Here is a 22,657-nt window from a genome sequence, read left to right as displayed (position 1 = left end):
ACATCGTACGCTGGGAATGCAACGCAACGTTGTGTTGCATTGTCCGTGAGGGAGAGTGTGACCGATGCCTGCCGAGAGTGCCGTCCCCGCCACCGTGACCTGGGGTCTGCTGGCTGCCTGGATGCTGAACGACGCCGAGGAGCTCGCGACGATGGCCCGCTTCTCACGGGTGCCCCAGCGTCGGGTGAACATCGCGATCGGGCTCATGGGGTGCGTCGTGGTGGCGGCCTCGGCCGCGGGGGCTCGCACCGGTGGCCGCAGCCGGTTCTTCCGCACGGCCGTGACGGGCTTCGGCCTGCACGGAGTCACCCATCTGGCATCGGCCGCCGCCCTGGGCCGCTACACGCCGGGAGTGGCGACGGCGCCGACGGTGGTGATTCCGTACGCCCTGTGGGCCGCCCGCCGCATGCGGGCGGCGGGCGTGCCGTTGACCAACGGCGATGCGCGCGCGTCGGTGCTGCACGGCCTGGGCCTGGCCGCCGTGACGACGGCTGCGGTCCACGCAGTGGCCTGGCTCGCCACACGGCGCGCCGCCTGACCGCGTGGATCCGCGGGCCCCGCCGCGCCGGCCCGGTCGGCTCCGCCGGCACCCGTGCGTACGCCTGCCGGAAGCCGGGCGGCGACCCGTCTGCCCTACACCACCGGCGGGTTGAGCCGGGCGAAGCCCTCCTGGCGGTGGTAAGGGAAGTACGGGTAGGGGGCCGTCCGAGCGCTCGCGGCGTCGAGCGTCGCCATCTGCTCGGGGGTGAGCGTCCAGCCCACGGCACCGAGGTTCTGGCGCAGTTGTTCCTCGTTGCGGGCGCCGATGAGGACGGAGGACACGGTCGGCCGCTGCAACAGCCACCGCAGGGCGATCTGCGGGATGGCCTTCCCCGTTTCCTGTGCGATCTCGTCCAGGGCGTCGACCACGCGGTGGAGGTGGTCGTCCTCGACCGGCGGACCGTAGTCGGCCGTGTCGTGCAGCCTGCTGCCGGCCGGCAGCGGGCGGCCCCGGCGGATCTTGCCGGTGAGCCGTCCCCAGCCCAGGGGACTCCAGACGATCGCACCCAGCCCCTGGTCGAGCCCGAGCGGCATCAGCTCCCACTCGTAGTCGCGGCCGATGAGGGAGTAGTAGACCTGGTGGGCGACGTAGCGCTCGCGGCCGTGGCGGTCGGCGGCGGCGAGCGACTTCATCGCCTGCCAGCCGGAGAAGTTGGAGATGCCGAGGTGGCGGATCTTCCCGGCCCGTACGAGGTCGTCCAGGGTGGAGAGGACCTCGTCCACCGGGGTTCCGGCATCGAAGGCGTGGAGCTGGAAGAGGTCGATGCGGTCGGTGTCGAGGCGGCGCAGGGCCTTGTCGACGGAGGCGATCAGGCGGGAGCGCGAGGTGCCCGCGTCGCCGGGGCCGTCGCCCGTGGGCAGGCCGGCCTTGGTGGAGATGAGCACCTGGTCCCGGCGTCCCTTCAGGGCGGCCCCGAGGACCTCCTCCGAGGCGCCGCCCGAGTAGACGTCGGCCGTGTCGAACAGGGTGATCCCGGCGTCGATGCAGATGTCCACGAGGCGGCGCGCCTCCACGACACCCGTACGGCCCCAGGCGCCGAAGAGCGGCCCCTGTCCGCCGAAGGTCCCGGCGCCGAAGCTGAGCGCCGGAACCTGAAGGCCGGATGCACCCAGTCGCCTGTACTCCATGACGAATCCCCCCTCACCACCCACTAATGGGGCTGTGGTTCCGTTAAGATGCTCGCAGCGTAGCAAGCTGCGAGAGCTAATGGAACTGGAGTCCCGTTATGGAGTTCGCGGAAGTCGAGTCCGACCCGGGGACCGTCCGGCCCGGAGGGCGTACGGCGCGGGTGCGAGCGGCCGTTCTGCGCGCCGCCGCGGACGTCCTGGCCGAGCAGGGATTCGCCCACCTGGACCTCGCCGACGTCGCGCGCCGCGCAGAGGTCGGGAAGACGACCGTGTACCGCCGCTGGGGCACGGCCACCGGGCTCGTGACCGACCTGCTGCTGGACATGGCCGAGCAGTCCGTGCCGCGCACGGAGACGGGCTCACTGCTCGGGGATCTGAGGGCCAACGCGCGTCTGGTGCAGCGGACGCTGGCCGATCCGCGGCAGGGAGCCCTGTTCAAGGCGGTGATCGCGGCCGCCACCTGCGACCCGAAGGCGGCGCAGGCCCTGCACGGCTTCTACACCGTCCGGGTCGAGGAATGGGCGCCGTGCGTGGAACAGGCCGCCGCCCGCGGGGAGGTGCCCGAGGGCACGGACCCGCACGAGGTGATCCGTGCGGCCTCCGCCCCGCTCTACCACCGCCTCCTGACCACCGCCCTCCCCCTCGACGAGGCCGCCGCCGACCGCGCCGCCACGGCCGCGGCGACGGCCGCACGCGCGGGGGCGTACGTACGGGAGCCGTAGCGGTACGGCTGCCCCGTACCGGGAGCGCCTACGGGGCGGTACGCGCCGGGAAGGTGAACGTGTAGCCCCGCTTGGTGAGCCAGGGCAGGTACTTCTTGAGCGCCGCGACCGTCTCGCTGCGGTCGCCGCCCCCGTCGTGGAACAGGACGGTCGGCTGCTGGGGCAGCTTGCCCTCCAGGGCGGCGACGATCGCCGCAAGCCCCGGCCGGCTCCAGTCCTTGGGGTCCACGCTCCAGCCCAGCGGCCGCATCCCGTTCGCGGCGGCTATGGCGCGGCTGTCGGGGGTGAACGCGCCGCCCGGTGCGCGGTAGTAGGTGACGGCGACGCCCGGCACGGCCTTCTCGATCATGGCCTTGGCGTCCAGGATCTGCTTCCGCTGGTAGGCGACGGGCTTGTGGTCCATCGTCACGTCGTGGTCGACGGAGTGGTCGCACAGCTGGTGCCCGTCGGCGGCGACCGCGCGCACCAGGTCCGGGTACTTCTGCGCGCGGGTTCCGATCATGCAGAAGGTGGCCTTCACGTGATTCTGCCGCAGCACCTGTAGGACCTGCGGTGTCCAGCGCGGGTCCGGACCGTCGTCGATGGTGATGGCGATGTCGTGGCCGGAGCCCTGGGCCAGGCGGGATATCCCCACGGGAACCGGGGTCGGGCCGTGGGCGGGCCCTGCGGGGCGGGCGGCCGAGGACCGGGCCGTCGAGCCGTCCGCGGCGGCGAGGGCCGGGGTGCCGGTTGCCGCCAGGAGGCCGAGGACGGCCGCCGCCACGGCGGAGCCCGCCCGCCGACGGCGTGCGGAACTGGTGGTGATGCCCATGGACGCGCTCTCCCTTTGCGCTCGGCCCCCGGATCTCGCGTGTCCGAGCCAGGGTAGGTCACGCGTGCGGGTCCCTTCTGTGGTGCGCGGCACATGCGGTGCGCAAGGCCGCCGCGGCCGTCCCGTCTGCCCGGCAGACCCCCGACCCTGCGTGGTCGGCGGCTGGCTGTAGGTTGCCTCTCACCGTCTGTGCAAGGAGCGCCACCCGTATGTCCATACCCCCGCAGCCACCGTCCTCCCCCGAGCCGTACCCGCAGCCGGGCCCGTACGGAGGACCGGGGCAGCCCGGTCCCTACGGCAGTCCTCAGGGCTGGTACGCGCCGCCGGCGCCGCAGAAGACCAACGCGCTCGCCGTGGTCTCGTTCGTCATGTCGATCCTGTGCGCCATACCGCTGGTCCCCCTGATCCTCGGCATCATCGCCCTCTCCCAGATCCGCAGCCGCGGCGAGAAGGGCAAGGGCTTCGCCATCGCGGGCATCGCCATCCACGCCGCGACGATCCTGTTCTACGGAGGCCTGCTGATCCTCGGCCTCTCCGGAGCACTGGACGACGGCCCGTCGCCGCAGCGCGACACCAGTGGCCAGGTCACCACCCCGGGCTCCAGCGCCGTGGAGGACATCCGCAAGGGCGACTGCTTCAACACGGGCGGCGACCTGGAGAAGTACGACGACGAGGACGGCGGCCAGGCCGGCTTCACGGTGCGCATCGTGCCGTGCACCGAAGCGCACGAGGGAGAGGCGTACCACGTCTTCGACCTGGAGGACGGGTCGTACCCCGGCAAGGACAAGGTCATCTCGATCGCCGAGGAGAAGTGCGGCGGCTCGGCGCTCACCGACTACGTGGGCGATGACGCGAAGCTCCCGAAGACGATGGAGGTGTACTACTACTTCCCTCAGTCCACCACGTGGATCCGCGGCGACCGCGAGGTCACCTGCTTCCTCGGCAGCACGAGCGGCAAGAGCACCGGATCGGTCCACGCCACTTCCTGAGGCGCCGGCGACGGTCGGCCCGCCGTCCGGGCCGGCCGTCACTGCGCGGGCACGGCCGTGCCGCTGCCGAGGTGTTGTTCCATCCAGTCGGCGGCGGCCCGCCGGTAGAGGCGGCGGTTGTCCGCCCGCAGGAACTCGTGGCCCTCGTTGCGCAGGGTCAGCAGTTCGGCCGGTACCCCGCGCTCACGCGCGGCCCGGACGAACTGCTCCGACTCCGTCGGGGGCACATTGGTGTCGTGCTCTCCGTGAACCGCCATCACGGGGGCGCGCAGCTGGTCGATGCGGCTCATCGGGGACAGGGCGCGCAGCAGGTCGCGGTCGCGCTCGGGGTGGCCGTACTTGGCCGCGGCGGACTGGGCGATCCACGGCTCGGTGCCGGTGAAGAAGGTGGCCAGGTCGGACATTCCGCAGACCGCGACGCCCGTGCGGAAGAGGTCCGGGTGCCAGACCAGCGAGGCCATGGTGAGGTAGCCGCCGTACGAGCGGCCCATCACGGCCAGCCGCAGCGGGTCGGCGTACCCGAGGGAGACCACGTGCGCGGCGCAGTCCGCCACGTCGTTGATCGCCGCGAACCTGCCGGTGCCGAGGTCGGCGTCGACGAAGGACCGTCCCCAGCCCGACGAGCCGCGGACGTCGGGGGCGAACACGTCCATGCCCCGGCCCAGCAGTTCGTGGTAGAGCGGGCTGAACACCGGGCGTTCCTGCTCCTCGGGGCCGCCGTGCAGGTGGATCACGCACGGCCCCGGCCGGACCGGGTCGCGTTCCGGCGCCCGGTAGTACCAGCCGCCGAGCATGAGCCCGTCCCGGGCGCGGCACCGCAGCGGAACGGGGGTGGCCGGGGGCCTGCCGGGCGGCCTCGCGTTCTCGTCACTCGCCGACCAGCCGGTGCGCACCGGGGCGAAGCCTCCGGTCAGGTCCCAGATGCCGGGCCGGCGCCGGGAACCGGAGAGCGCGGCGAACAGCCCGCCCCGCCCGACCGGTGCCATACGGGTCACCACCTCGTGCGGGAGCTCCGACCGGTGGTGTGGGCCGACCGGCTCGTCCGCGTGCGTGGCGGGCAGGCCCACGGTCTCCAGTTCGCTCGCGCCGTGGACGTTCCAGGCCAGCAGGGCCCACCGGCCGTGGTCGGGGAGGCTCAGCAGGTCGAGCGGGGTTTCCTCCCGTTCCGCGGCGACGAACAGTTCCTGGAGGGCTCCGTGCTGGTCCAGCCGGGCCCTGAGGAGGGCGGCGAACTCGCGGTCGGCGTCGCTGCGCAGCCACAGGACCCGTGAGTCGGCGGAGAGCCGGCCGATCCACGGGTCGCCGTCGGCGACCGGGAGCCTGAAGGTGATGCGGCCGGCCGAGGCCGTGTCCAGCAGGAGTGCCTCACGGCGTCCGCGCGGTCCGCGGCGCAGCAGCGCGAACCGGCCTTCGGCGCCGATGTCGCACACGCGCAGCGAGGCGGCGCCCGCTTCGCTGAAGAGCACGACGGGCGCCCGGGTGCCGTCCGGGTCGATGAGGTAGGCGGCCAGGCCCCCGCTCATCGTCGCTGCGGCGTGGACGTGGGCAGCGGCGTGGTCGGGGGCGGGTCCGGGCGCGCCGGGGCCGGCCGGTGCCAGGGTCGGCAGGCGCGCCCCGCGGGCCAGGCCCTCGCGGGGGCCCACGGCGCGGACCGGCGGATCGAGCAGGGTCGCATGGCCGTCGCGTTCCGTCCACGCCTCCCCGGAAGGGCTGACGGGGACGGCCGGGTCGGCGTCCTGGGGAAGGTGCCCCGCGCCGCTGTGTGCTCCAGCGACCCCGGACGGCTGGGCGACGGTGACGGCCAGCGACGCTCCGTCGCGGGTCCAGCAGCCCAGGTGGGCGGAGGCCCCCGGTTCGGCTCCGGCGAGGACCCGGCGGCCGGTCCCGTCCGGGCGCACCACCAGGACCCGGGTGTGCTCGCCGCCTCCGGGCGCCGCGGTGTAGGCGATCCACCGGCCGTCCGGCGACCAGGACACCTCGGTCACCGGGTCGGGGTCGGCGTCGAGGATGTGCGCCTCGCCGCCGTCGGCGGGGCCGCTCCACAGCTGCGGCACACCGGCCCGGTCGCAGATGTACGCCACGTGCTCGCCGGTGGGGTCGGCCGAGGGGTACCAGCAGCCGTGGACCGCGAGCACCGAGGGCGGGTCCACCGCACCGGTGTCGGCCAGGTGGACGGGGACGGGCGCGGGGGCCCGGCCCGGGTCCTGGCCGGGGTCCGCGTCCCGGTCCGGCGGGGACGCGGGGGCGGGCGGGGGCGCGTATCGGCCCGGCGGAGCGGCGGGGCGGGCCCGGTCGGGGCGTACGGTCAGACCGGGCGCCGCCGCGCCGTCGGGCCGAAAACGGTGCCGGCGTTCGGAGCGATCCAGGGGCATGTGGGCCTCTTCGAGGGCTTCCGGGGACTCTCACCGTTCAGTGTCGGCGTTCGGCGTCAGGGAGCGGCGCCGGCTGCGGTGTCAGGTGATGCCGTGGGTCTGCAGCCAGATCTCCAGCGAGGCCACCTGCCACAGGGTGCTGGCTCCGCGCTTCGTCCTGTGCCCCGCGGGGTCGGCGAGCATCTCGGCCACGCGGTCCTGGTCGAAGAGGCCGCGCCGGCGCGCCTCCGGAGCGGTCAGGGCCTCCCGTACCCGGTTCAGCACGGGTTCGGCCATGTGCCGCACCGCCGGCACCGGGAAGTACCCCTTGGGGCGGTCGACGACCTTCCGGGGCAGGATCTGCCGGCCGATGTCCTTGAGCACTCCCTTGCCGCCCTGGGCCAGCTTGAGCCCGGGAGGGCAGGCGGCGGCCAGTTCGACGAGCTCCTGGTCCAGGAAGGGCACCCGAGCCTCCAGGCCCCAGGCCATCGTCATGTTGTCCACGCGTTTGACCGGGTCGTCGGTCATCAGCTTGTGGACGTCCAGGCGCAGGGTGGCGTCGAGCGTGCTCTCCGCGCCCGGGGCCGCCATGTCCGCGCGTACGAACTCGCGCGAGGCGTCGTGGTCGGGGGCCGCGTCCTCGTGCAGCAGGGCGGTCACGTCCTCGTGCGGACGGTCGAAGTAGGCCTCCGCGTAGGCGTCCGGCGCATCGGCGCGCCCGGCCGCGGCGATCCCCGGGTACCAGTGGTATCCGGCGAACACCTCGTCCGCGCCCTGCCCGCACAGGACGACCTTGACGTCCTTGGCGACCTGTTCGGCCAGGAGGTGGAACGCCACGGCGTCGTGGCTGACCATCGGCTCGCTCATGGCGCCGATCGCCGATTCCAGCGCGGCGGGGAGCCGGTCGGAGGGGATCAGGAACTGGTGGTGCTCCGTGGAGTAGTGCCGGGCGACCAGGTCCGAGTAGGGGAACTCGTCCCCTTCCTCGCCGCTCTCCGACTCGAAGCCCATCGCGAAAGTGGCCAGGTCGCTCCGCCCCTCTTCGGCGAGCAGCGCGACGATGAGGCTGGAGTCCAGTCCGCCGGACAGCAGTACGCCCACCGGCACGTCGGCGACGGTGCGGCGCCGCACGGCCGTGCGCAGGGCGTCGTGTACGGCTTCCTGCCAGAGCGCCGGATCGTGGCCGAACTCGGCGCGCCGGGTGTACGACGGCTGCCAGTAGCAGTGGTCGTGGTGCGTGCCGTCCCGCTCGATGACGCGGACGGTCGCCTGGGGCAGTTTGCGTACGCCGGACAGCACGGTCCGGGGCGCCGCCACGGTGCCGTGCCAGCTCAGGTACTGGTGGAGCGCCACCGCGTCGAGAGATGTGTCGACACCGCCGCCCGCCAGGAGGGCGGGCAGGGACGAGGCGAAGCGGAGGCGCTCGCCGTCCTGGCTGAGGTACAGGGGCTTGATGCCGAGCCGGTCACGGCCCAGCACCACGCGGCCCGTGCGGTGCTCCACCAGGGCGAAGGCGAACATTCCCACGAGGTGCTCGACGCACTCGCGGCCCCACTGCCCGTAGGCCCTGAGGAGGACCTCGGTGTCGGAATCGGAGTAGAAGCGGTGCCCCAGCCCCTGGAGGCGGCCGCGCAGCTCACGGTAGTTGTAGATACAACCGTTGAAGACGGCCGTGACGCCCAGTTGTGCGTCGGTCATGGGCTGTGCGCCGTCCTCCGACAGGTCGATGATCTTCAGTCGCCGGTGACCGAGCGCCACGGCTCCCTGGGACCAGAGCCCTCTGCCGTCGGGGCCTCGCTGTTCCATTTCGTCGGTCATGCGCTCGACCGCGGCAAGGTCCGGCCGTCCGCCGTCGAAACGTATTTCCCCGCTCAGGCCACACATGCGGCACCTCCAGGTCGCTTCGCACCTCGGGACCGCCGCCCTGCGGGCGCCTGTCTCACGCAGGCCTCGGACGCCTCCTCCAGCATGTGCATTCACTCCCGTGCTCTGCCGGCCCAGACCGTACGACCTGGGCCGGACAGGCGATCGACATGCTGGGCCACTGCCCGCACACGCGTCCCTTAAGCCTCTGTGTTCGATCTCTGACTCTCGGTGCACGGACGGACGGGGGGCCGAGGCCACGCCACCCTGAGGAACGGGCAAAATTCCCTCATCGGACATCGGCTGGAATACTCGTCCAGGTGATCACTGTCGGGGTCGAGGAAGAATATCTGCTGCTGGATCCGGAAACCGGGCTGCCGGTGCCCCGGGCGGACGCGGTGCGCGCGGCCGCCGGGCTGGATCCGGTCAGCGAGGAGGACGAGGTCCAGGCCGAGCTCCTCCAGGCGCAGGTCGAGATCGCCACTCCGGTGTGCACCGAGCTCGACGAGGTCGGCGGTCACCTGCTGCGCCTGCGGCACGCCATCGGTTCCGCCGCCGAGCGGATCGGCTGCCGGGCGGCGCTGACGGGGACCGCACCGGTCAAGCCCGCCGAGCCGGTGCCCGTCACGCCCAAGGCGCGCTACCTGGAGATGCGCTGCCAGGCCCGCCGGCTGGTGGACGAGCAGCTGATCAACGGCATGCACGTCCACGCGGGTGTCCAGGACCGGGAGATGGGCGTCGAGGTGCTCAACCGGATCCGCGTCTGGCTCCCGGCCCTGCTGGCGATGTCCGTGAACTCGCCGCTGTGGGAGGGACGTGACACCGGTTTCGCCAGCTGGCGCACCCTCGTCTACGGGCGGTGGGCGGTCAGCGGTCCCCCGCCGGTCTTCGCCGGTGTCGGTGACTACGACCGGCGGGTGGCCCGGCTCGTGGACTCGGGTGTCATCTCGGACGCGGGCCAGCTGTACTGGCAGGCCAGGCTTTCGGAGAAGTACCCGACCGTCGAGATCAGGTGCACGGACGTCCAGCTGCGGGCCGACGACGCGGTGATGTTCGCCGGCCTCGTACGGGCGCTCGTCGCCACCGCCGTCCAGGACGCGAAGTCGGGGGCGCCGCTGCCGGATTGCCCGCAGGAACTGCTGCAGGCGGCGACCTGGCAGGCCGCCCGGTACGGGCTGAGCGGCCCGCTGGTGGGCTGCGAAGGGGGGCGCCACAGCGCCCGTGACGCCGTGGGCCTGCTCATGCGGCACCTACGGCCGGCCCTGGACGAAGCCGGCGACTCCCGCGAGGTGACCGCCCTCGTCCACCGGCTCCTGCGGGACGGCGCGCCGGCCGACCGGCAGCGCCGGGCGATGGCAGAGGGCGGCCTGCCCGCTCTGATCGAGCTGATCACCACCCAGAGCACCGCGCCCTGAAGGAGCGGTGCGCCGTACCACCGGAGGAGAACCCGTGCGTGTCGTCCTGCTGGCCGGAGTCCCGGAGCGGCCTGTGCGGGCGGACCTGACCGTCCCCCGCGGACCTGCTGTGGAGGTGGCCCGGTGAGTGCGGCGGGCCCGGCCACCGCGTCCGGCGACGCGCTCCCGGGGCTGCTCGCCGAGGCGCACGCCCTCCTGCCCGACACGGTGGCACTGCGCCGGAGCATCCACCGCTTCCCCGAACTGGGCATGCACCTGCCCCGCACCCAGCGCACCGTCCTGGAGGCTCTGGACGGGCTGGATCTGGATCTGGCCACCGGCTCACGCCTCAGTTCCGTCACCGCCACCCTCGAAGGTGCCCGTCCCGGCCCCACGGTGCTGTTGCGCGCCGACATGGACGCCCTGCCCCTGGACGAGGCGACCGGCCTGGACTTCGCCTCCGAGGTGCCCGGGGCCATGCACGCCTGCGGACACGACATGCACACCGCCATGCTGGTCACCGCCGCCCGGCTCCTGTCGGCCCGGCGCTCGCAGCTGGCCGGGCGCGTCGTCTTCATGTTCCAGCCCGCGGAGGAATCCGGCGGCGGAGCCCGGCACATGATCGACGAAGGCGTACTGAAGACCGCCGACGGCGGCGAGGTGGAGTCCGCGTTCGCCCTGCACCTGACGACCCGCTTCGACAGCGGCACGGTCCACCTGCGGCCCGGCCCGACCTTCGCCGCCTCCGACCGGCTGCACGTCGTCGTCCACGGCCGCGGCGGGCACGCCTCCGCCCCGCACCGTGCCCTGGACCCGGTCCCCGTCGCGTGCGAGATCGTCCAGGCACTGCAGACCATGGTCACCCGAACGGTCGACGTCTTCGATCCGGCCGTGGTCACCGTCGCCTCCCTCCACGCCGGCACCACGGGAAACGTCATCCCCGAAACGGCGGAGATCCACGGCACCTTCCGCACCCTCTCCCCCGCCACCCGGCAACGGGTGCGCGAGGGCATCACCCGGGTGGCGGAGCACGTCGCCGCCGCGCACGGAGCCCGCGCCGAGGTGACGCTGACCGAGGGCTATCCGCCCGTCGTCAACGACGGGGCCCGTACGGCGGCCCTCCACGCCGCCGCGGCCGCGCTCCTCGGATCCGGGCGGGTCCACCGGCTGCCCCAACCGTTCATGGGGGCCGAGGACTTCTCGTACGTCCTGCAGCAGGTGCCGGGCGTGATGGCCTTCCTCGGCGCCCGCCCGCCCGGGGTCCCGCCCGAGGAAGTCGCCGACCTCCACTCGAACCGGGTCGTCTTCGACGAGGAGGCACTGGCCACCGGGTCGGCCCTCCACGCGGCCGCGGCCCTGCTCGCCGAAGACCCCGCCCCCGACCGGCCCCGCTGACCGGGCGCGGCCCCGGACGGCCTGTTGGCCGCCGGTCCGGGCCGCTCAAGGGGACACGGTCTGGGTGATGCGCCACAGTCTGCGCGGGAGGGCGCCTTCTTCGCATGCGTGGACCTCTTGGAGGTGCCATCCCTCCGCGAGCGAGTCGACCAGGTCGGCGGAGAAGAAGTGGACGGCGAAGCCGCCGTGCTCCCAGATGTCGTCTCCGTGCCCGGTGCCCGCCCGGTAGTGCGCGTCCTCGGTGTGGCGAACGGTGTAGACGAGCGTGCCGCCCGGCCTCAGCACCCGTTTGACGTCCTTCACCAACGCGTGGATCTCCTCGGTGGACAGGGCCATGCACAGCAGCATGTGCGCGAATACGGCGTCGACCGAAGCACCGGCGAGCGGCAGCGGCTCGCGGACGTCGTGGACCACCGTGGTGACCCGCTCGGCCACGCCCTGCGCGAGGGCGGCCCCGCGCAACTGCTCCAGGCCCACCGCACTGAAGTCGGCGGCCAGTACGGTGAAGCCCTCGCGGGCGAAGTACAGCGCGTCGCGGCCGTGGCCGGCCCCCAGTTCGAGCACCTGACGGGCACCGGCGGCCCGGAAGACCGCGGCGGCGTGGAGGGCCGGCTCGGACGGCTCCCGGCCGTACATGCCGGGGTGTTCGCCGTACGTCCGCTGCCAGTGCTCACGCTGGGAGCCGGCCGGCCCGTGCTCGGATTCCGACATGCCGGGACGCCTCCTTCCCACCGCCCGGGCCGCGATCGCCGCGGCCTCTTCCCGTCCCCCTGCCCGTGCCGAGGCCGAAGCCGTGCTCCGCCGCATCCTGCGGCCCCGCTGACGCGCCGAACGGCGTCAGGCCGCCGTATCCCCGGACGGCCCTGCACGGGTGCGCTCGACGGTGGAGACCACCCTCACCAGTGCCGGCGTCGCGGGGGCCGACCCGAATCCGAACCGCACGGGCGGCACCACCGGAGCGAGCGGACCGAGGTCGACCCCGCCGAAGGACGCAGCGGCGTCCGTGATCGGCCGGAGGTCGCGTGCCGCGTACCACTGGCGGTATCCGCGGCGCGAGCTGCCGCGGGTCCGTACGCCGGGCAGCAGGCGCGCGGGCCCGGCGGCCAGCGCCGCCCAGGCCGGCCGCCGGGCGAGCGCCGGCGGGACGGCCCGCAGCGCGAGGCCGAGGGCTCCCCGTCCGCCGGTACGGAACCGCAGGACCAACGGGCCGGCCGCAACGTCCCAGACGCGGTCGCACCTGTGCACGCCGACGGGCACCGTCCGGACCTCGTCGAAGTGGTAGATGTCCGCGACGCATTCCGCGATACGGGCGCTGGGCGCGAGCAGGATGCGCTGTCCGTCGACGCGCTCCAGCATGACGTCACTGAACGGCCCGAGCGGCGAGCACGGCCAGTGACCCACGACCACGCGCGTACCCGACTCCGTTCCGACGGCTGCGATCCACCCGTCGAAGGTCAGCCGCTCACGTTCCACTCCCCGGGGCTACCCCCGCCGCACCGGCGTATGCACCACCTGACGCTCGCCGCGTCCCTCCGGGGCCTCGCCGTCGTTCGCTCCCGCGGTCGACGGTGGGGCCCGGGCAGGGGGCGTCGCGACAGGCGGAGGGTCACGCCTGCGCCACGGCTTCCAGGGGGCTCAGGGCGGCTGCGCGGCGGGCCGGGACGGCGGCGGCGAGAGCGCCGATCGCGAGGGACACCAGGCACACGAGGAGCAGCGTCCCCCAGGGCAGTGCAAGGGAGTACTGCTCCATCGCGCCGTTGGCCAGCGAGCCGACCGCCCAGGCGCTGAACAGTCCGCCGGCCAGGCCCAGCAGGGTGCCGAAGGCGGCGACGGTCACCGCCTCCAGGCGGATCATCCGGCGGATGCCGGAGCGGTCCATGCCGAGGGCGCGCAGGGCGCCGATCTCGCGGGTGCGTTCGGAGACCGACATGGCCAGGGTGTTGGCGATGCCGAGAGCGGCGATCACGACGCCGATGGCGAGCATCCCGTACACCACGTTCAGCAGGTCGCCCATGGAGCCGGCGGCCTCGTGGACGAGCTGCTCCCGGTTGTGCACCTTCAGCAGCGGGTTGTTGCCCACGGCGGTGCGCAGTCGGTCCTCGATGGTCTTCGAGGCGGCGCCGCCGTCGGTGCGGACGAGTATGCGCTGGACCGAGTCGGGTACGAAGCCGTCCCGCTGCACTTCGGTACGGGCGCCGAGTACGTCGTGGGCGGTGGGGTTGTCCTTGTAGACGCCCACGACGGTGTAGGTGGTGGAGTCCTGGTTCCGGCCGATGCGGGCCTTGACCTCGCTGCCGGTGGTGAGGCCGTTTGCCCGGGCGACGGTAGCGGCGACGGCGATGCGGCCCGGGCCGAGCTCCTCGGCGGATCCGCTGGTGAAGTCGAGCTTCATGACGGCGTTCACCGTCTCGGGGGCGACTCCGGAGATCTGCCGGACGCTGCCGCCGATGAACAGTGTGGAGTCGGTGACGGCGCTCGCGGTCCGCACCCCGGGGGTGTCGGCCACCCGCCGTACGGCGGCGGGGTCGATACCGGCCATGGTGCTGCGGGTGCTGATCACGAAGTCGGCGCCGAGGCCGGCGGCGGCCTGGCGGTCGAGGGCCTGCCCTGTGGAGTTCCCGATGACGGCGAGCCCGGTGACCAGCGCGGTGCTGATCAGCAGGGTGGCGGCGGTGGCCGCGGTGCGCCGCGGGTCGCGCAGCGCGTTCTCCCGTGCGAGACGGCCGGTGGTCCCGAAGCGGCCGGTCAGCCGTCCGGTCAGCCGGATCACCGGGACGGCGAGCAGCGGCGCCAGCACGATCAGGGCCGCGACGAGGAGGGCGCAGCCGAGCATCGCGTTCTGCAGGTTCTCCTCCGAGGCGTCCTTGGCTCCGCTCAGCGACATCAGCCGGCCGGCGCCGAGCACCAGGAGCGCGAGGCCCGCCACGCCGCGGAACCGGTCCCGGGGGGCGGAGGGCGCTTGTCCGGCCGTGCGCATGGCCTCGACGGGCGCGACCTTCGCAGCCTTGCGGGACGGCAGCCAGGCGGCGAGCACGGTGACGCCCACGCCGACGCCGAGCGCCGCCGCGACCGAACGCGGGCCGATCACCAGGGGGCCTCGGGGCAGCACGTCCCCTTCGGTGCTCAAGACGTCGGGCAGTACGGAGGCGATGCCGAGGCCGAGCAGGAAGCCGGCCGCGGAGGCCACGAGGCCGACCAGGAGGGCCTCCAGGAGGACGGAGCGGGACACCTGGCGGCGCGAGGCGCCGATCGCCCGCAGCAGCGCGATCTCGCGGGTGCGCCGCGCCACCAGCATGGTGAAGGTGTTGACGATGAGGAAGGAGCCGATGAACAGGGAGACCCCGGCGAAGACCATCGGCACCTTCTCGTAGCCGCGGGTCAGGGTGTCGACGAGGATGGCCTGCTGCCCCGCCAGGGCGGCGCCGGTGGTGGCCTCGGCCCGGCCGGCCGGGAGCACGTCGGTGACGCGGCGGGCGAGCTCGGACGGGGCGGCGCCGGGCGCGGCGGACAGGTCGATGCCGGTGTAGTGGCCCGGGGCCGCGAACAGCTGCTGGGCGGTCGCCTTGTCGAACAGGGCGAGGGTGCCGCCGGACGTGACCCGGGTGTCCTCGGTGGTGACGATGCCGACGAGTCGCTTGGTCATGACCGGGCCGTCGGTGGCCAGCGTGACCGTGTCGCCGATGCGGAAGCGGCCGGCGGCGGCGGTGCCACTGTCCACGGCGAGTTCACCGCCGTGCGCCGGGGCGCGGCCCTCGGCCAGCGGATGGCGGCTGTCCTTGCCGTCCGCGCCGGGTACGTACGCGGCGGCCAGGTTCGACCACGCCTTGTCGGCCCGCAGCGGGGTGCCGTCCGCCGCGTTCAGGGTGGCCGAGCCGTCGGCCGACGGCCGTACGGCGGCAACACCGGGTACGCCGGCCAGCTTCCGTACGAGCGCGTCGTCGAGCACGCTGCCCTGCTGGTCCGCGGGGCCCCCGGACGGGGAGCCCGTCGCGGTGACGGTGACCGCGATGTCGGCGTAGTTCTTCGACGCGGCGGCGCGGTGGGCCGCGGCGGTGGAGTCGGCGAAGACGAGGGTGCCGCAGACGAATGCGACGCCCAGGCAGACCGCGAGGACGGTCATGATCTGACGGGCCTTGTGCGCCAGGAGGTTGCGCAGGGCTGTTCTCAGCATGGAGGGCTTCCGGGGACGTGGCTCGACGGATGCGAGCGGGTGACGGGTTCGGTCCTGGGGCGAGGACGGGTCAGCTGGTTCGCGGTCGGGCGGCGAAGGCCTTCATCACGTCGAGGACCCGGTCCGGGGTGGGGCGTGCCATCTCGTCGACCAGGCGGCCGTCGGAGAGGAAGACCACGCGGTCGGCGAAACCGGCGGCGACGGGGTCGTGGGTGACCATGACCACGGTCTGACCCAGCTCGCGTACGGAGTCGCGCAGGAAGCCGAGGACCTCGGAGCCGGCGCGGGAGTCGAGGTTGCCGGTGGGCTCGTCGCCGAAGATGATCGCGGGCCGGGAGGCCAGGGCGCGGGCGACCGCGACGCGCTGCTGCTGGCCGCCGGACAGCTGTCCGGGCCGGTGGCCGAGGCGCTCGGAGAGGCCGACCATGGAGATCACGCGGTCCAGCCACTGCCGGTCGGGGCGGCGTCCGGCGATGGACAGCGGCAGCGTGATGTTCTCCAGCGCGGTCAGCGTCGGCAGCAGGTTGAACGCCTGGAAGACGAACCCGACCCGGTCACGGCGCAGCTGGGTGAGCTGCCGGTCGTTGAGCCTGCTGAGCTCGGTGGTGCCGATGCGTACGGAGCCGGAGCTGGGCGAGTCGAGCCCGGCGGCGCAGTGCATCAGCGTGGACTTGCCGCAGCCCGACGGGCCCATGATCGCGGTGAACTCGCCCTCCCGGAAGGCGATGCTGACCCGGTCCAGGGCGGTGACGCGGGTGTCGCCGCTGCCGTACACCTTCGACAGGTCGGTGGTGGCGGCCGCGATTCCGGTCGTCGGATGCAGCGCAAGGGGGTCGGCGGTCACTGGGGACTCCTCTTCGAGTGCGGAAACGTGCACGTCGAAGGGTGTCGGGGAAACGTGTCGGGGCCGGGGCCGCCGTGTATCGGCGTGCGCGCCGCTTCGTAGCAGTTCTGTAGGCGGTCGGGCCGCCCGCGCAGGAGCGGCCCTTCAGGCCGGCAGGCGGAGCGTGGCCACGGCTCCGCCGTCCGGGGCGTTGTCCAGGCGCAGCTCCGCGCCGAGGAGCCGGGCCTGTCCCAGGGCGATGGTCAGTCCGAGGCCGTGGCCGGAGCCGCGCTCCGCGGCACCCGTGTGGAAGCGGCGCGGGCCGTGGAGCAGCAGGTCCGCCGGGAAGCCGGGGCCGTGGTCGCGTACGACGACCGTCCGGCCCCCGACGGTGACCTGCACCGGAGTGGCCCCGTGGCGGTGGGCGTTGCCGACGAGGTTGCCGACGATCCGCTCCAGGCGGCGCGGGTCGGTCTCCACGGTGTCCGTGGTCTCCACGGTGTCCGTGGTCTGCGCGCTCCCGGCGGCCCCGTCCGCCTCCGCAACGGTGACCTCGGTGTCGAGGCCGGTGCGCGCCACGGCTTCGGCGACGACGGCGGTGAGCGGCACCCGCGCGCGGACCGGCTGCTCGGCACCGGCGTCGAGGCGGGAGATCTCAAGGAGGTCCTCGACCAGGCCGCGCAGATCGCGTACCCGGGTGCGGAGCAGGTCCTCCGTCTCACCGGGCGGCAGCAGGTCGGCCGCGGCCAGCAGACCACCCACGGGCGTGCGCAGCTCGTGGGCCACGTCCGCGGTGAAGCGCCGCTCGGTACGCAGGCGTCGGCCGAGACTGTCGGCCATGAGATCGACGGTGGCGGCGATGTCGGCCACCTCGTCCCGGCCCTTGGTCGGCCCGGTCCGGGCGTCGAGGTCCCCGGCGGAGATCCGGCCCGCGGTCTCCGAGACCCGCCGCAGCCTGCGGGCGAGCAGCCCCGCTCCGTAGGCCGCCGGCGGCGCGGCCGCCGCGAGCGCGACCAGCGAGGCCACCACCATGCTCATGTCCAGGCGGCGCAGCCCGTAGAGGTCGGAGCTCATGTTGACCTGGACGGCCAGCACCGGGCTGTCCGGGCCGCCGACCCGCTGGGCGGCCCAGACGCTCGGCCCGACGTTGCCGTCGACGCGCCCGTCGTAGGCCGTGTGGCGGGCGCCGTCGGCCGGGTGGCGCAGTACGGCGGGCAGCTCGGCCGGGTCGAGCTCGGCGCCGTCCGCGAGCGTTCCGGTGCGCCGGTAGGTGTCCATGGCCGCGTACACGGTGTTGAAGGCACGGGCCTCTGCCCGCTGGCGGATGTCGTGCGCGGTCCACAGGTGGACGATGACGCCCACCGCCGCCGCGACCAGGCAGGCCGTGGCCGCGGCCAGCGCGGCGATCTTCCAGCGCAGGGACGTGCGGCCCGGCCGCAGCCGGAGGAACGGGCGCACCGGCGTCAGCGCCTGAGCTTGTAGCCGAAGCCGCGGACCGTCTCGATCCGGTCCCGCCCCAGCTTCCTGCGCAGCCGCTGCACGCACAGGTCCACGACGCGGCTGTCGCCGTCCCAGCCGTACTCCCAGACGTTGCGCAGCAGGGTGTGCCGCTCCAGCACGACGCCGGGGTGGGCGGCGAACTCAAGGAGCAGTTTCAGTTCGGTCGGCGTCAGTGCCACGGGGCTGCCGGATACGAACACCTCCAGGCCGCCGGTGTCGATGCTCAGGTCCCCGAAGACCAGCCGTTCGCCCTCGGACGGCGGCGGGCTCTCGTCGGCGGCCCGCTCCGGCCCGGGGGTGGACGCGTAGGTCGCCCGCCGCAGCAGCGAGCGGATACGTGCCACGAGTACGTAGGTGTCCACGGGTTTGACGACGTAGTCGTCGGCCCCGGCCTCCAGACCGGCGACGACATCGAGCCCGTCGCCGCGCGCGGACATCATCAAGACCGGCACCAGGCTGGTCTCCCGGACCCGACGGCACAGGCCGATCCCGTCCAGACCGGGCAGCATCACGTCCAGGATCAGCAGGTCGAAGCCCTCGTCACGGAAGAGCTCAAGCCCGGTGAGCCCGTCGGCGGCAGCCTTCACCTCGTAGCCGTAGCGCTCCAGGGCAATGGTGAAGGACCGGCGCATCAGCTCGTCGTCCTCGACCAGCAGTACGCGGACGGGCCGCGGAGAGGGCGGGGCCGGGGCGTGCGAGGACACGGGCGGACGACTCCTGTTCGGAACTGGCTGGCGGGTGAGGCACCGGTCCCGTGTGCGCTCCGCTCAGCGGCGACCTGAGAGGAACGATACGGCAGGCCCCGGGGGCGGTGACGGCGCCGGACGACAACCCGCACCGCAGTCTCCGGGGCCTCCCCCGCCCGAGGATGCGCAGGTCAGGCCGGGGTGCGGCCGGGTCAGCCACCGGTCCGGACGGTCCGGCGGTCTCTCGACGCCGGCGGGCCGGGGCACCGTTCGATGGGCGGCCGAGCGCCTCCCGATACCCGCCCGATACAAACCGCGCCCCGGCGAGGAGCGCAGCGCGGCGGTCAGGCTGGCCCGTCCGGCGGGGGGATGACGCCGATCTGTTGGAGGAATCCGAACAGATCCTTGTCGGACCACTTTTCGGCGAGCTTTCCGTTCTCGATCCGGTGGATGACCGTGCCCGTCATGGTGATCGGCTTGCCGGTGGCGGGGACTCCCGGGAGGTCCTTCTCGAAGACGCCGCGAGCGGTGAGGCGGGTCACGACCTTGTCGCCCTCCGCGATCTGGTCCTCGATGTCATGGGTTCCGGGCGTACTTTCCCAGAACAACCGGAAGGCTTGTTTGAGCCCCTCCCTGCCGGGTGCGCCGAGCCCCGGGAAGGGCGGCGGCGAGTGGTCCTTGTAGTCCTCGGCGACCAGTTCGTCCATGGCGTCCAGGTTGCCCGCGTCGATCTCCTGGTAGAAGCGGCGGACCAGTGCCTTGTTCTCCTCGGCGGACACGGCTCTTTCCTTCCGGCTGGACGGCGCTGCGCACGGGACGCGCCCTGTCATGGTCGTCCCGTGTCCCTTCTCCCGGTGCCTCGACGCACCGGTCGCCCGCCGCGTTCACCCCGGGGAACGCCTGCCGGCCGGGTGGGCCGTCTCCAGCGCGGCGGACAGGAACCCGACGGTCGGAGCCGGCCCGTCGTGTGCCACGCCGATGCCCAGGCCGGTCATCCGCCCGGCCGGCAGCTGCCGCTGCTTTGGGCGGAGGCCGGCACGGCCGTGGCTCTGCACGCTCATTGCCGGCGGCGGAGCTCGTCGAGCTGCTCGGCGAAAGCCTTCGTCTGCGCGATCAGCCGGCCGCGCGCGTTCTCCTGGTCCTTGTTCCCCTGCTCCTTGAACGCCGCGCTGAAATGCCCCCTGAGCTGGGTCCACCAGCCGTAGTCGAGCATCGCCCATGCCTGCGGGCACAGCGGGGCGCGGGTCTTCGGCAGGTAGCCCGCGTCGACCAGGGGCCCGGAATACCTCTTCGGGTCGCTTCCCTCCAGCTGGCAGAGGAAGGTGAAGACCCGCTGCTGGGTGACGGGGTGATCGCTTGAGAGCCCCTCCAGTGTCAGCTTGCCCTCCTTGCGGGCGAGCTCGTCGAAGAGGATCGCCGCCGCCAGGGACGGGTCCGGGCCCACCTCGTTGACGGTGTAGAAGGAGGCGAACCCGTCGGCGGCGTCCTCCTCCAGCCCGATGTTCGCCAGCAGGAGCTGACGCTGCAGGGCGTGTCCCATCTCGTGGCCGAAGATGAACTGGGTCGACAGCGCGGTCAGGTCATCGACATTGAACTTGTCCGCGGGGAACAGGGCCGGACGCTTGACCGTCTTGACCACGTCCCTGAGGACGCCTTCGATCCGGGTCAGGAACGACGGAGGCACGAAGATGGTCCTGCCGTCGGGCTGGGTCACCGCATCCGTGACCCCCGGTGGAACCTTTTCGGTGACCTTCACGACCAGGTCGTGCGGGAGGGCGACCGAGGTGTTCACCCAGTCGGCGGACTGTTCGAGCACGCGGGATTCCCGGACCACCGCCACGGCGTGCCGGTCCTTCGCCGGGATCGCACCGTCCTCGTAGACGACCGTGACCCTGCCTTGCGCGTCGGCCTTGTCGGCTTCGGCGTCGCCGCCGCAGGAGGTGACCGCGAAACAGGCCACGAGCACCGCCCCCGCGAGAGCAGTCCGCACCAGGGCCGAGGGCCTACGACTGCTCTGCACCCTGGTCAGCTCCATTCCTTCGTCCAGGCATCCGGGCGGGCGGCCGCGCCGTCACGGTCCCGGGAGGGCGGGCGCGCCCCCTGACACGCGGATTATGAGCGACAGGAGCCTTTGCCTCCTGTCTTCGATGACCGCTCGGCGCGGGTTTCGTCCTCCTGGCGGAGGCGGAGACGTCGTTGTCCGCGAAGGCCGTTCAGCCGCTCGGGGTGAAGGTCACCGGCAGGCTCTCGGGGCCGCGCAGGCCGCCGGGGCGCCAGCGGATCTCGTCGCGCGGTACTGCGAGGGCGAGACCGGGGAGTCGGCGCAGGGCGGTACCGATGGCGATCTGCCCCTCCAGCCTGGCCAGCGGTGCACCCAGGCAGTAGTGGATGCCGTGGCCGAACGCGAGGTGGGCGTTGTCCTGCCGGGTGATGTCCAGGCGGTCGGGGTCGGGGAACCGTGCGGGGTCGCGGTCGGCGATGGCGGAGGCGATCAGCACGGTCGCGCCGCGCGGAACGGCCACGCCCGCGATCTCGACGTCCTCGCGGGCGAACCGGGCGATGCCCGGGCTGACCGGGCCGTCGTAGCGCAGGAGCTCCTCGATCGCGCCCGGCAGCAGTTCGGGGTCGGAGCGCAGGAGGTCCAGTTGGGCCGGGTGGGCGAGCAGCGCGGCGATGCCGCCGCCGATCAGGTTGACGGTGGTGATGTAGCCGGCGGCGAGCAGCAGGAACACCATGGCGATCAGTTCGTCCTCGGTCAGCTGCTGCTCCTCGTCGCGGGCGGCGATGAGACCGCTGAGCAGGTCGTCGCCGGGGTGCGTCCGTTTGGCCCGGATGAGCTCGCTGACGTAGGCGCGCATGTGCTGCCACGCCTCGTTCACCACCGCGGGATCCGGCGGCTCGCTGCCCCGCATGATCATGCGGTCGGTCCAGCGCTGGAAGTCGTGCCGGTCGTCCACCGGCACCCCGAGCAGTTCGCTGATCACCGTGACCGGGAGCGGCAGCGCGAAGTCCGCGATGAGGTCGGCGCGGCCGGACGGGAGCATCGCATCCAGCAGGCCGTCGGTGAGGGACTGGATCCGGGGCCGCATCCCGGCCACCCTGCGGGCGGTGAACGCCTTGGAGACCAGGCGTCGCAGGCGGGTGTGGTCGGGTGGATCGCTGCGGAGCATGGTGCTCAGCATCGCCTCGCGCTCGGAGTGCGGAAGCTGGCGCAGGAGCCGGAGGTCCGAGGCGTCACGCGCGTCGCTGCTGAGGCGGGAGTCCGACAGGGCTTCGAGCCCGTCTTCGTAGCGGGTGACCAGCCAGGCGTCCAGGCCGCCCGCGATGACGACGCGGCGCACGGGGCCGTCCTCGCGCAGCTGCCGGTACAGCGGGAACGGGTCCGCGACGAAGGCCGGGTCGCCGTAGGGCAGAAGGACGGGCCGCTCGCTCACGATGCCTCCCGGAGTAGGTCGTCCTCGTCGCTCGTGCAGAGCGAGGCCACGAGGCTATAGGCCGTTGGACGTTACGTGGTGTATTGCACTGCTTATTCCCATTGTGCGCAGGGCCTTGTGCACCGGGCCGCGGCCGCGGCCCGGCAGGCGGGGACCTTCCGCCCCTCCCCGATCGGGTGTGCCGGCCGCACGCGCGGGCGTGGCGGCGGTGTCGGCGGGGGCAGCCGGTCACCATGGGTGGGGAAGGAGGTCTGCCATGCCCGCAGAGGGATCCGCGAAGCAGCCCACGACGAGGCAGCCCACGACCGAGCTCGACGCCCGCTACAGCTCCGCGCTCCAGCCCCGCCCGGGTGCCGAGGACGTCATCGCCACCGAGTGGGCCGAGGCACAGCGGCTGCTGGAGGCTGCCGAGATCTTCTGGGTGTCCACGGTGCGGCCCGACGGCCGGCTGCACGTCACGCCCGTGATCGCCGCCTGGCACGACGGGGTGCTGTACTTCTCGACCGGCGCGCGGGAACAGAAGGCGAGGAACCTCGCCCATGACGGCCACTGTGCGCTGACCACCGGGGGGAACTCGCTCACGGAAGGGCTCGACCTCGTGGTCGAGGGCACGGCGGAGCAGGTCGCCGATGCGGCGCTGCTGGAGGAGGTGATCGCTGCGTACGAGGCGAAGTACGGGGCGCACATCACCTCGTCCGAGGGCACCTTCCACGGGATCGGGGACGCCTTCCGCAAGGGGGACGCGGTGGTGTTCGCGGTCGCCCCGGCCACGGCGTACGGCTTCGGCCGGGACGACGGGGTGTACACGCACACGCGGTGGACCTTCTGACCCCTTGCGGACGGGGGCCGG

General features: G+C 73.1%; 19 protein-coding genes. 6 read left to right on the top strand and 13 right to left on the bottom strand.

From position 1 onward, the window contains the following. Nucleotides 1-64: 64 nt before the first annotated feature. Nucleotides 65-538 (top strand): HXXEE domain-containing protein, encoded by a 474-nt coding sequence (locus ABZ128_RS12395; RefSeq protein ID WP_356847906.1) that lies wholly within the window; start codon nt 65-67, stop codon nt 536-538. Between the two features lie 95 nt (nt 539-633). Here the strand turns inward: ABZ128_RS12395 and ABZ128_RS12390 are convergent, their stop codons facing one another. Further along, nucleotides 634-1,668, bottom strand: a complete 1,035-nt coding sequence (locus tag ABZ128_RS12390) for an aldo/keto reductase (protein ID WP_356847905.1) — start codon at nt 1,666-1,668, stop codon at nt 634-636. A 98-nt stretch (nt 1,669-1,766) separates the two neighbouring features. Between ABZ128_RS12390 and ABZ128_RS12385 the strand changes: the two genes are divergently transcribed. After that, nucleotides 1,767-2,390 carry a TetR/AcrR family transcriptional regulator C-terminal ligand-binding domain-containing protein gene (locus ABZ128_RS12385; protein ID WP_356847903.1) on the top strand — a complete coding sequence of 208 codons (624 nt, stop codon included), beginning with the start codon at nt 1,767-1,769 and terminating at the stop codon, nt 2,388-2,390. 28 nt (nt 2,391-2,418) lie between these two features. Here the strand turns inward: ABZ128_RS12385 and ABZ128_RS12380 are convergent, their stop codons facing one another. Continuing rightward, the gene (locus ABZ128_RS12380; protein WP_356847902.1) at nt 2,419-3,201 is read right to left on the bottom strand and encodes a polysaccharide deacetylase family protein; all 783 of its coding nucleotides are present in this window, start codon (nt 3,199-3,201) and stop codon (nt 2,419-2,421) included. Between the two features lie 209 nt (nt 3,202-3,410). On the opposite strand from ABZ128_RS12380, the gene ABZ128_RS12375 reads away from it, so the two are divergent. Beyond that, the gene (locus ABZ128_RS12375) at nt 3,411-4,190 is read left to right on the top strand and encodes a DUF4190 domain-containing protein (RefSeq protein ID WP_356847900.1); all 780 of its coding nucleotides are present in this window, start codon (nt 3,411-3,413) and stop codon (nt 4,188-4,190) included. A 38-nt stretch (nt 4,191-4,228) separates the two neighbouring features. Here the strand turns inward: ABZ128_RS12375 and ABZ128_RS12370 are convergent, their stop codons facing one another. Further along, nucleotides 4,229-6,562 (bottom strand): prolyl oligopeptidase family serine peptidase, encoded by a 2,334-nt coding sequence (locus tag ABZ128_RS12370; RefSeq protein ID WP_356847898.1) that lies wholly within the window; start codon nt 6,560-6,562, stop codon nt 4,229-4,231. Between the two features lie 81 nt (nt 6,563-6,643). Further along, the gene (locus tag ABZ128_RS12365; protein ID WP_356847897.1) at nt 6,644-8,425 is read right to left on the bottom strand and encodes an N-acetylglutaminylglutamine amidotransferase; all 1,782 of its coding nucleotides are present in this window, start codon (nt 8,423-8,425) and stop codon (nt 6,644-6,646) included. 299 nt (nt 8,426-8,724) lie between these two features. Here ABZ128_RS12365 and ABZ128_RS12360 point away from each other — a divergent pair, with 299 nt between their 5' ends. Both ABZ128_RS12360 and ABZ128_RS12355 read left to right on the top strand, forming a co-directional pair. Beyond that, nucleotides 8,725-9,819: a glutamate--cysteine ligase gene (locus ABZ128_RS12360; RefSeq protein WP_356847896.1), complete on the top strand. Its 1,095-nt coding sequence runs from the start codon at nt 8,725-8,727 to the stop codon at nt 9,817-9,819. A 123-nt stretch (nt 9,820-9,942) separates the two neighbouring features. Further along, nucleotides 9,943-11,193, top strand: coding sequence for a M20 family metallopeptidase (locus ABZ128_RS12355; RefSeq protein ID WP_356847894.1), 1,251 nt, complete (start codon nt 9,943-9,945; stop codon nt 11,191-11,193). A gap of 45 nt (nt 11,194-11,238) precedes the next feature. On the opposite strand, the gene ABZ128_RS12350 is transcribed toward ABZ128_RS12355, so the two are convergent. The 9 genes from ABZ128_RS12350 to ABZ128_RS12310 form a co-directional block, all read right to left on the bottom strand. After that, nucleotides 11,239-11,904, bottom strand: a complete 666-nt coding sequence (locus ABZ128_RS12350; protein WP_356847893.1) for a class I SAM-dependent methyltransferase — start codon at nt 11,902-11,904, stop codon at nt 11,239-11,241. 126 nt (nt 11,905-12,030) lie between these two features. After that, nucleotides 12,031-12,666, bottom strand: a complete 636-nt coding sequence (locus ABZ128_RS12345; RefSeq protein WP_356847892.1) for a hypothetical protein — start codon at nt 12,664-12,666, stop codon at nt 12,031-12,033. A 133-nt stretch (nt 12,667-12,799) separates the two neighbouring features. After that, on the bottom strand, nt 12,800-15,364 hold the full coding sequence (locus tag ABZ128_RS12340; protein WP_356847891.1) for an FtsX-like permease family protein: 2,565 nt from the start codon (nt 15,362-15,364) through the stop codon (nt 12,800-12,802). Nucleotides 15,365-15,434: 70 nt separating this feature from the next. Then, nucleotides 15,435-16,187, bottom strand: a complete 753-nt coding sequence (locus tag ABZ128_RS12335; RefSeq protein WP_356848063.1) for an ABC transporter ATP-binding protein — start codon at nt 16,185-16,187, stop codon at nt 15,435-15,437. Nucleotides 16,188-16,352: 165 nt separating this feature from the next. Then, on the bottom strand, nt 16,353-17,645 hold the full coding sequence (locus ABZ128_RS12330) for a HAMP domain-containing sensor histidine kinase (RefSeq protein ID WP_356847889.1): 1,293 nt from the start codon (nt 17,643-17,645) through the stop codon (nt 16,353-16,355). Between the two features lie 5 nt (nt 17,646-17,650). Further along, complete coding sequence (gene cseB / locus ABZ128_RS12325; protein ID WP_356847888.1) at nt 17,651-18,391, bottom strand: two-component system response regulator CseB; 741 nt, start codon at nt 18,389-18,391, stop codon at nt 17,651-17,653. Nucleotides 18,392-18,717: 326 nt separating this feature from the next. After that, nucleotides 18,718-19,152 (bottom strand): ester cyclase, encoded by a 435-nt coding sequence (locus ABZ128_RS12320; protein ID WP_356847887.1) that lies wholly within the window; start codon nt 19,150-19,152, stop codon nt 18,718-18,720. Between the two features lie 278 nt (nt 19,153-19,430). After that, on the bottom strand, nt 19,431-20,408 hold the full coding sequence (locus tag ABZ128_RS12315) for a DUF4344 domain-containing metallopeptidase (RefSeq protein WP_356847885.1): 978 nt from the start codon (nt 20,406-20,408) through the stop codon (nt 19,431-19,433). Nucleotides 20,409-20,586: 178 nt separating this feature from the next. Continuing rightward, the gene (locus ABZ128_RS12310) at nt 20,587-21,807 is read right to left on the bottom strand and encodes a cytochrome P450 (RefSeq protein WP_356847884.1); all 1,221 of its coding nucleotides are present in this window, start codon (nt 21,805-21,807) and stop codon (nt 20,587-20,589) included. 256 nt (nt 21,808-22,063) lie between these two features. Between ABZ128_RS12310 and ABZ128_RS12305 the strand changes: the two genes are divergently transcribed. Continuing rightward, on the top strand, nt 22,064-22,636 hold the full coding sequence (locus ABZ128_RS12305; protein ID WP_356847882.1) for a pyridoxamine 5'-phosphate oxidase family protein: 573 nt from the start codon (nt 22,064-22,066) through the stop codon (nt 22,634-22,636). Nucleotides 22,637-22,657: the final 21 nt, after the last annotated feature.

The sequence above is a fragment of the Streptomyces sp. NPDC006326 genome (genome assembly GCF_040612915.1).
Taxonomy (GTDB): Bacteria; Actinomycetota; Actinomycetes; order Streptomycetales; family Streptomycetaceae; genus Streptomyces.
The sequence above is the reverse complement of the archived record's forward strand: the minus strand, read 5'-3'. Positions and strand labels throughout refer to the sequence as shown.

What these genes read in the sequence shown, in the direction of transcription:
- ABZ128_RS12340 (WP_356847891.1), bottom strand. Translation starts at nt 15,364, where the DNA reads ATGCTGAGAACAGCCCTGCGCAACCTCCTGGCGCACAAGGCCCGTCAG.
- ABZ128_RS12380 (WP_356847902.1), bottom strand. Translation starts at nt 3,201, where the DNA reads ATGGGCATCACCACCAGTTCCGCACGCCGTCGGCGGGCGGGCTCCGCC.
- ABZ128_RS12350 (WP_356847893.1), bottom strand. Translation starts at nt 11,904, where the DNA reads ATGTCGGAATCCGAGCACGGGCCGGCCGGCTCCCAGCGTGAGCACTGG.
- ABZ128_RS12390 (WP_356847905.1), bottom strand. Translation starts at nt 1,668, where the DNA reads ATGGAGTACAGGCGACTGGGTGCATCCGGCCTTCAGGTTCCGGCGCTC.
- ABZ128_RS12375 (WP_356847900.1), top strand. Translation starts at nt 3,411, where the DNA reads ATGTCCATACCCCCGCAGCCACCGTCCTCCCCCGAGCCGTACCCGCAG.
- ABZ128_RS12385 (WP_356847903.1), top strand. Translation starts at nt 1,767, where the DNA reads ATGGAGTTCGCGGAAGTCGAGTCCGACCCGGGGACCGTCCGGCCCGGA.
- ABZ128_RS12365 (WP_356847897.1), bottom strand. Translation starts at nt 8,425, where the DNA reads ATGTGTGGCCTGAGCGGGGAAATACGTTTCGACGGCGGACGGCCGGAC.
- ABZ128_RS12305 (WP_356847882.1), top strand. Translation starts at nt 22,064, where the DNA reads ATGCCCGCAGAGGGATCCGCGAAGCAGCCCACGACGAGGCAGCCCACG.
- ABZ128_RS12370 (WP_356847898.1), bottom strand. Translation starts at nt 6,562, where the DNA reads ATGCCCCTGGATCGCTCCGAACGCCGGCACCGTTTTCGGCCCGACGGC.
- ABZ128_RS12315 (WP_356847885.1), bottom strand. Translation starts at nt 20,408, where the DNA reads ATGGAGCTGACCAGGGTGCAGAGCAGTCGTAGGCCCTCGGCCCTGGTG.
- ABZ128_RS12395 (WP_356847906.1), top strand. Translation starts at nt 65, where the DNA reads ATGCCTGCCGAGAGTGCCGTCCCCGCCACCGTGACCTGGGGTCTGCTG.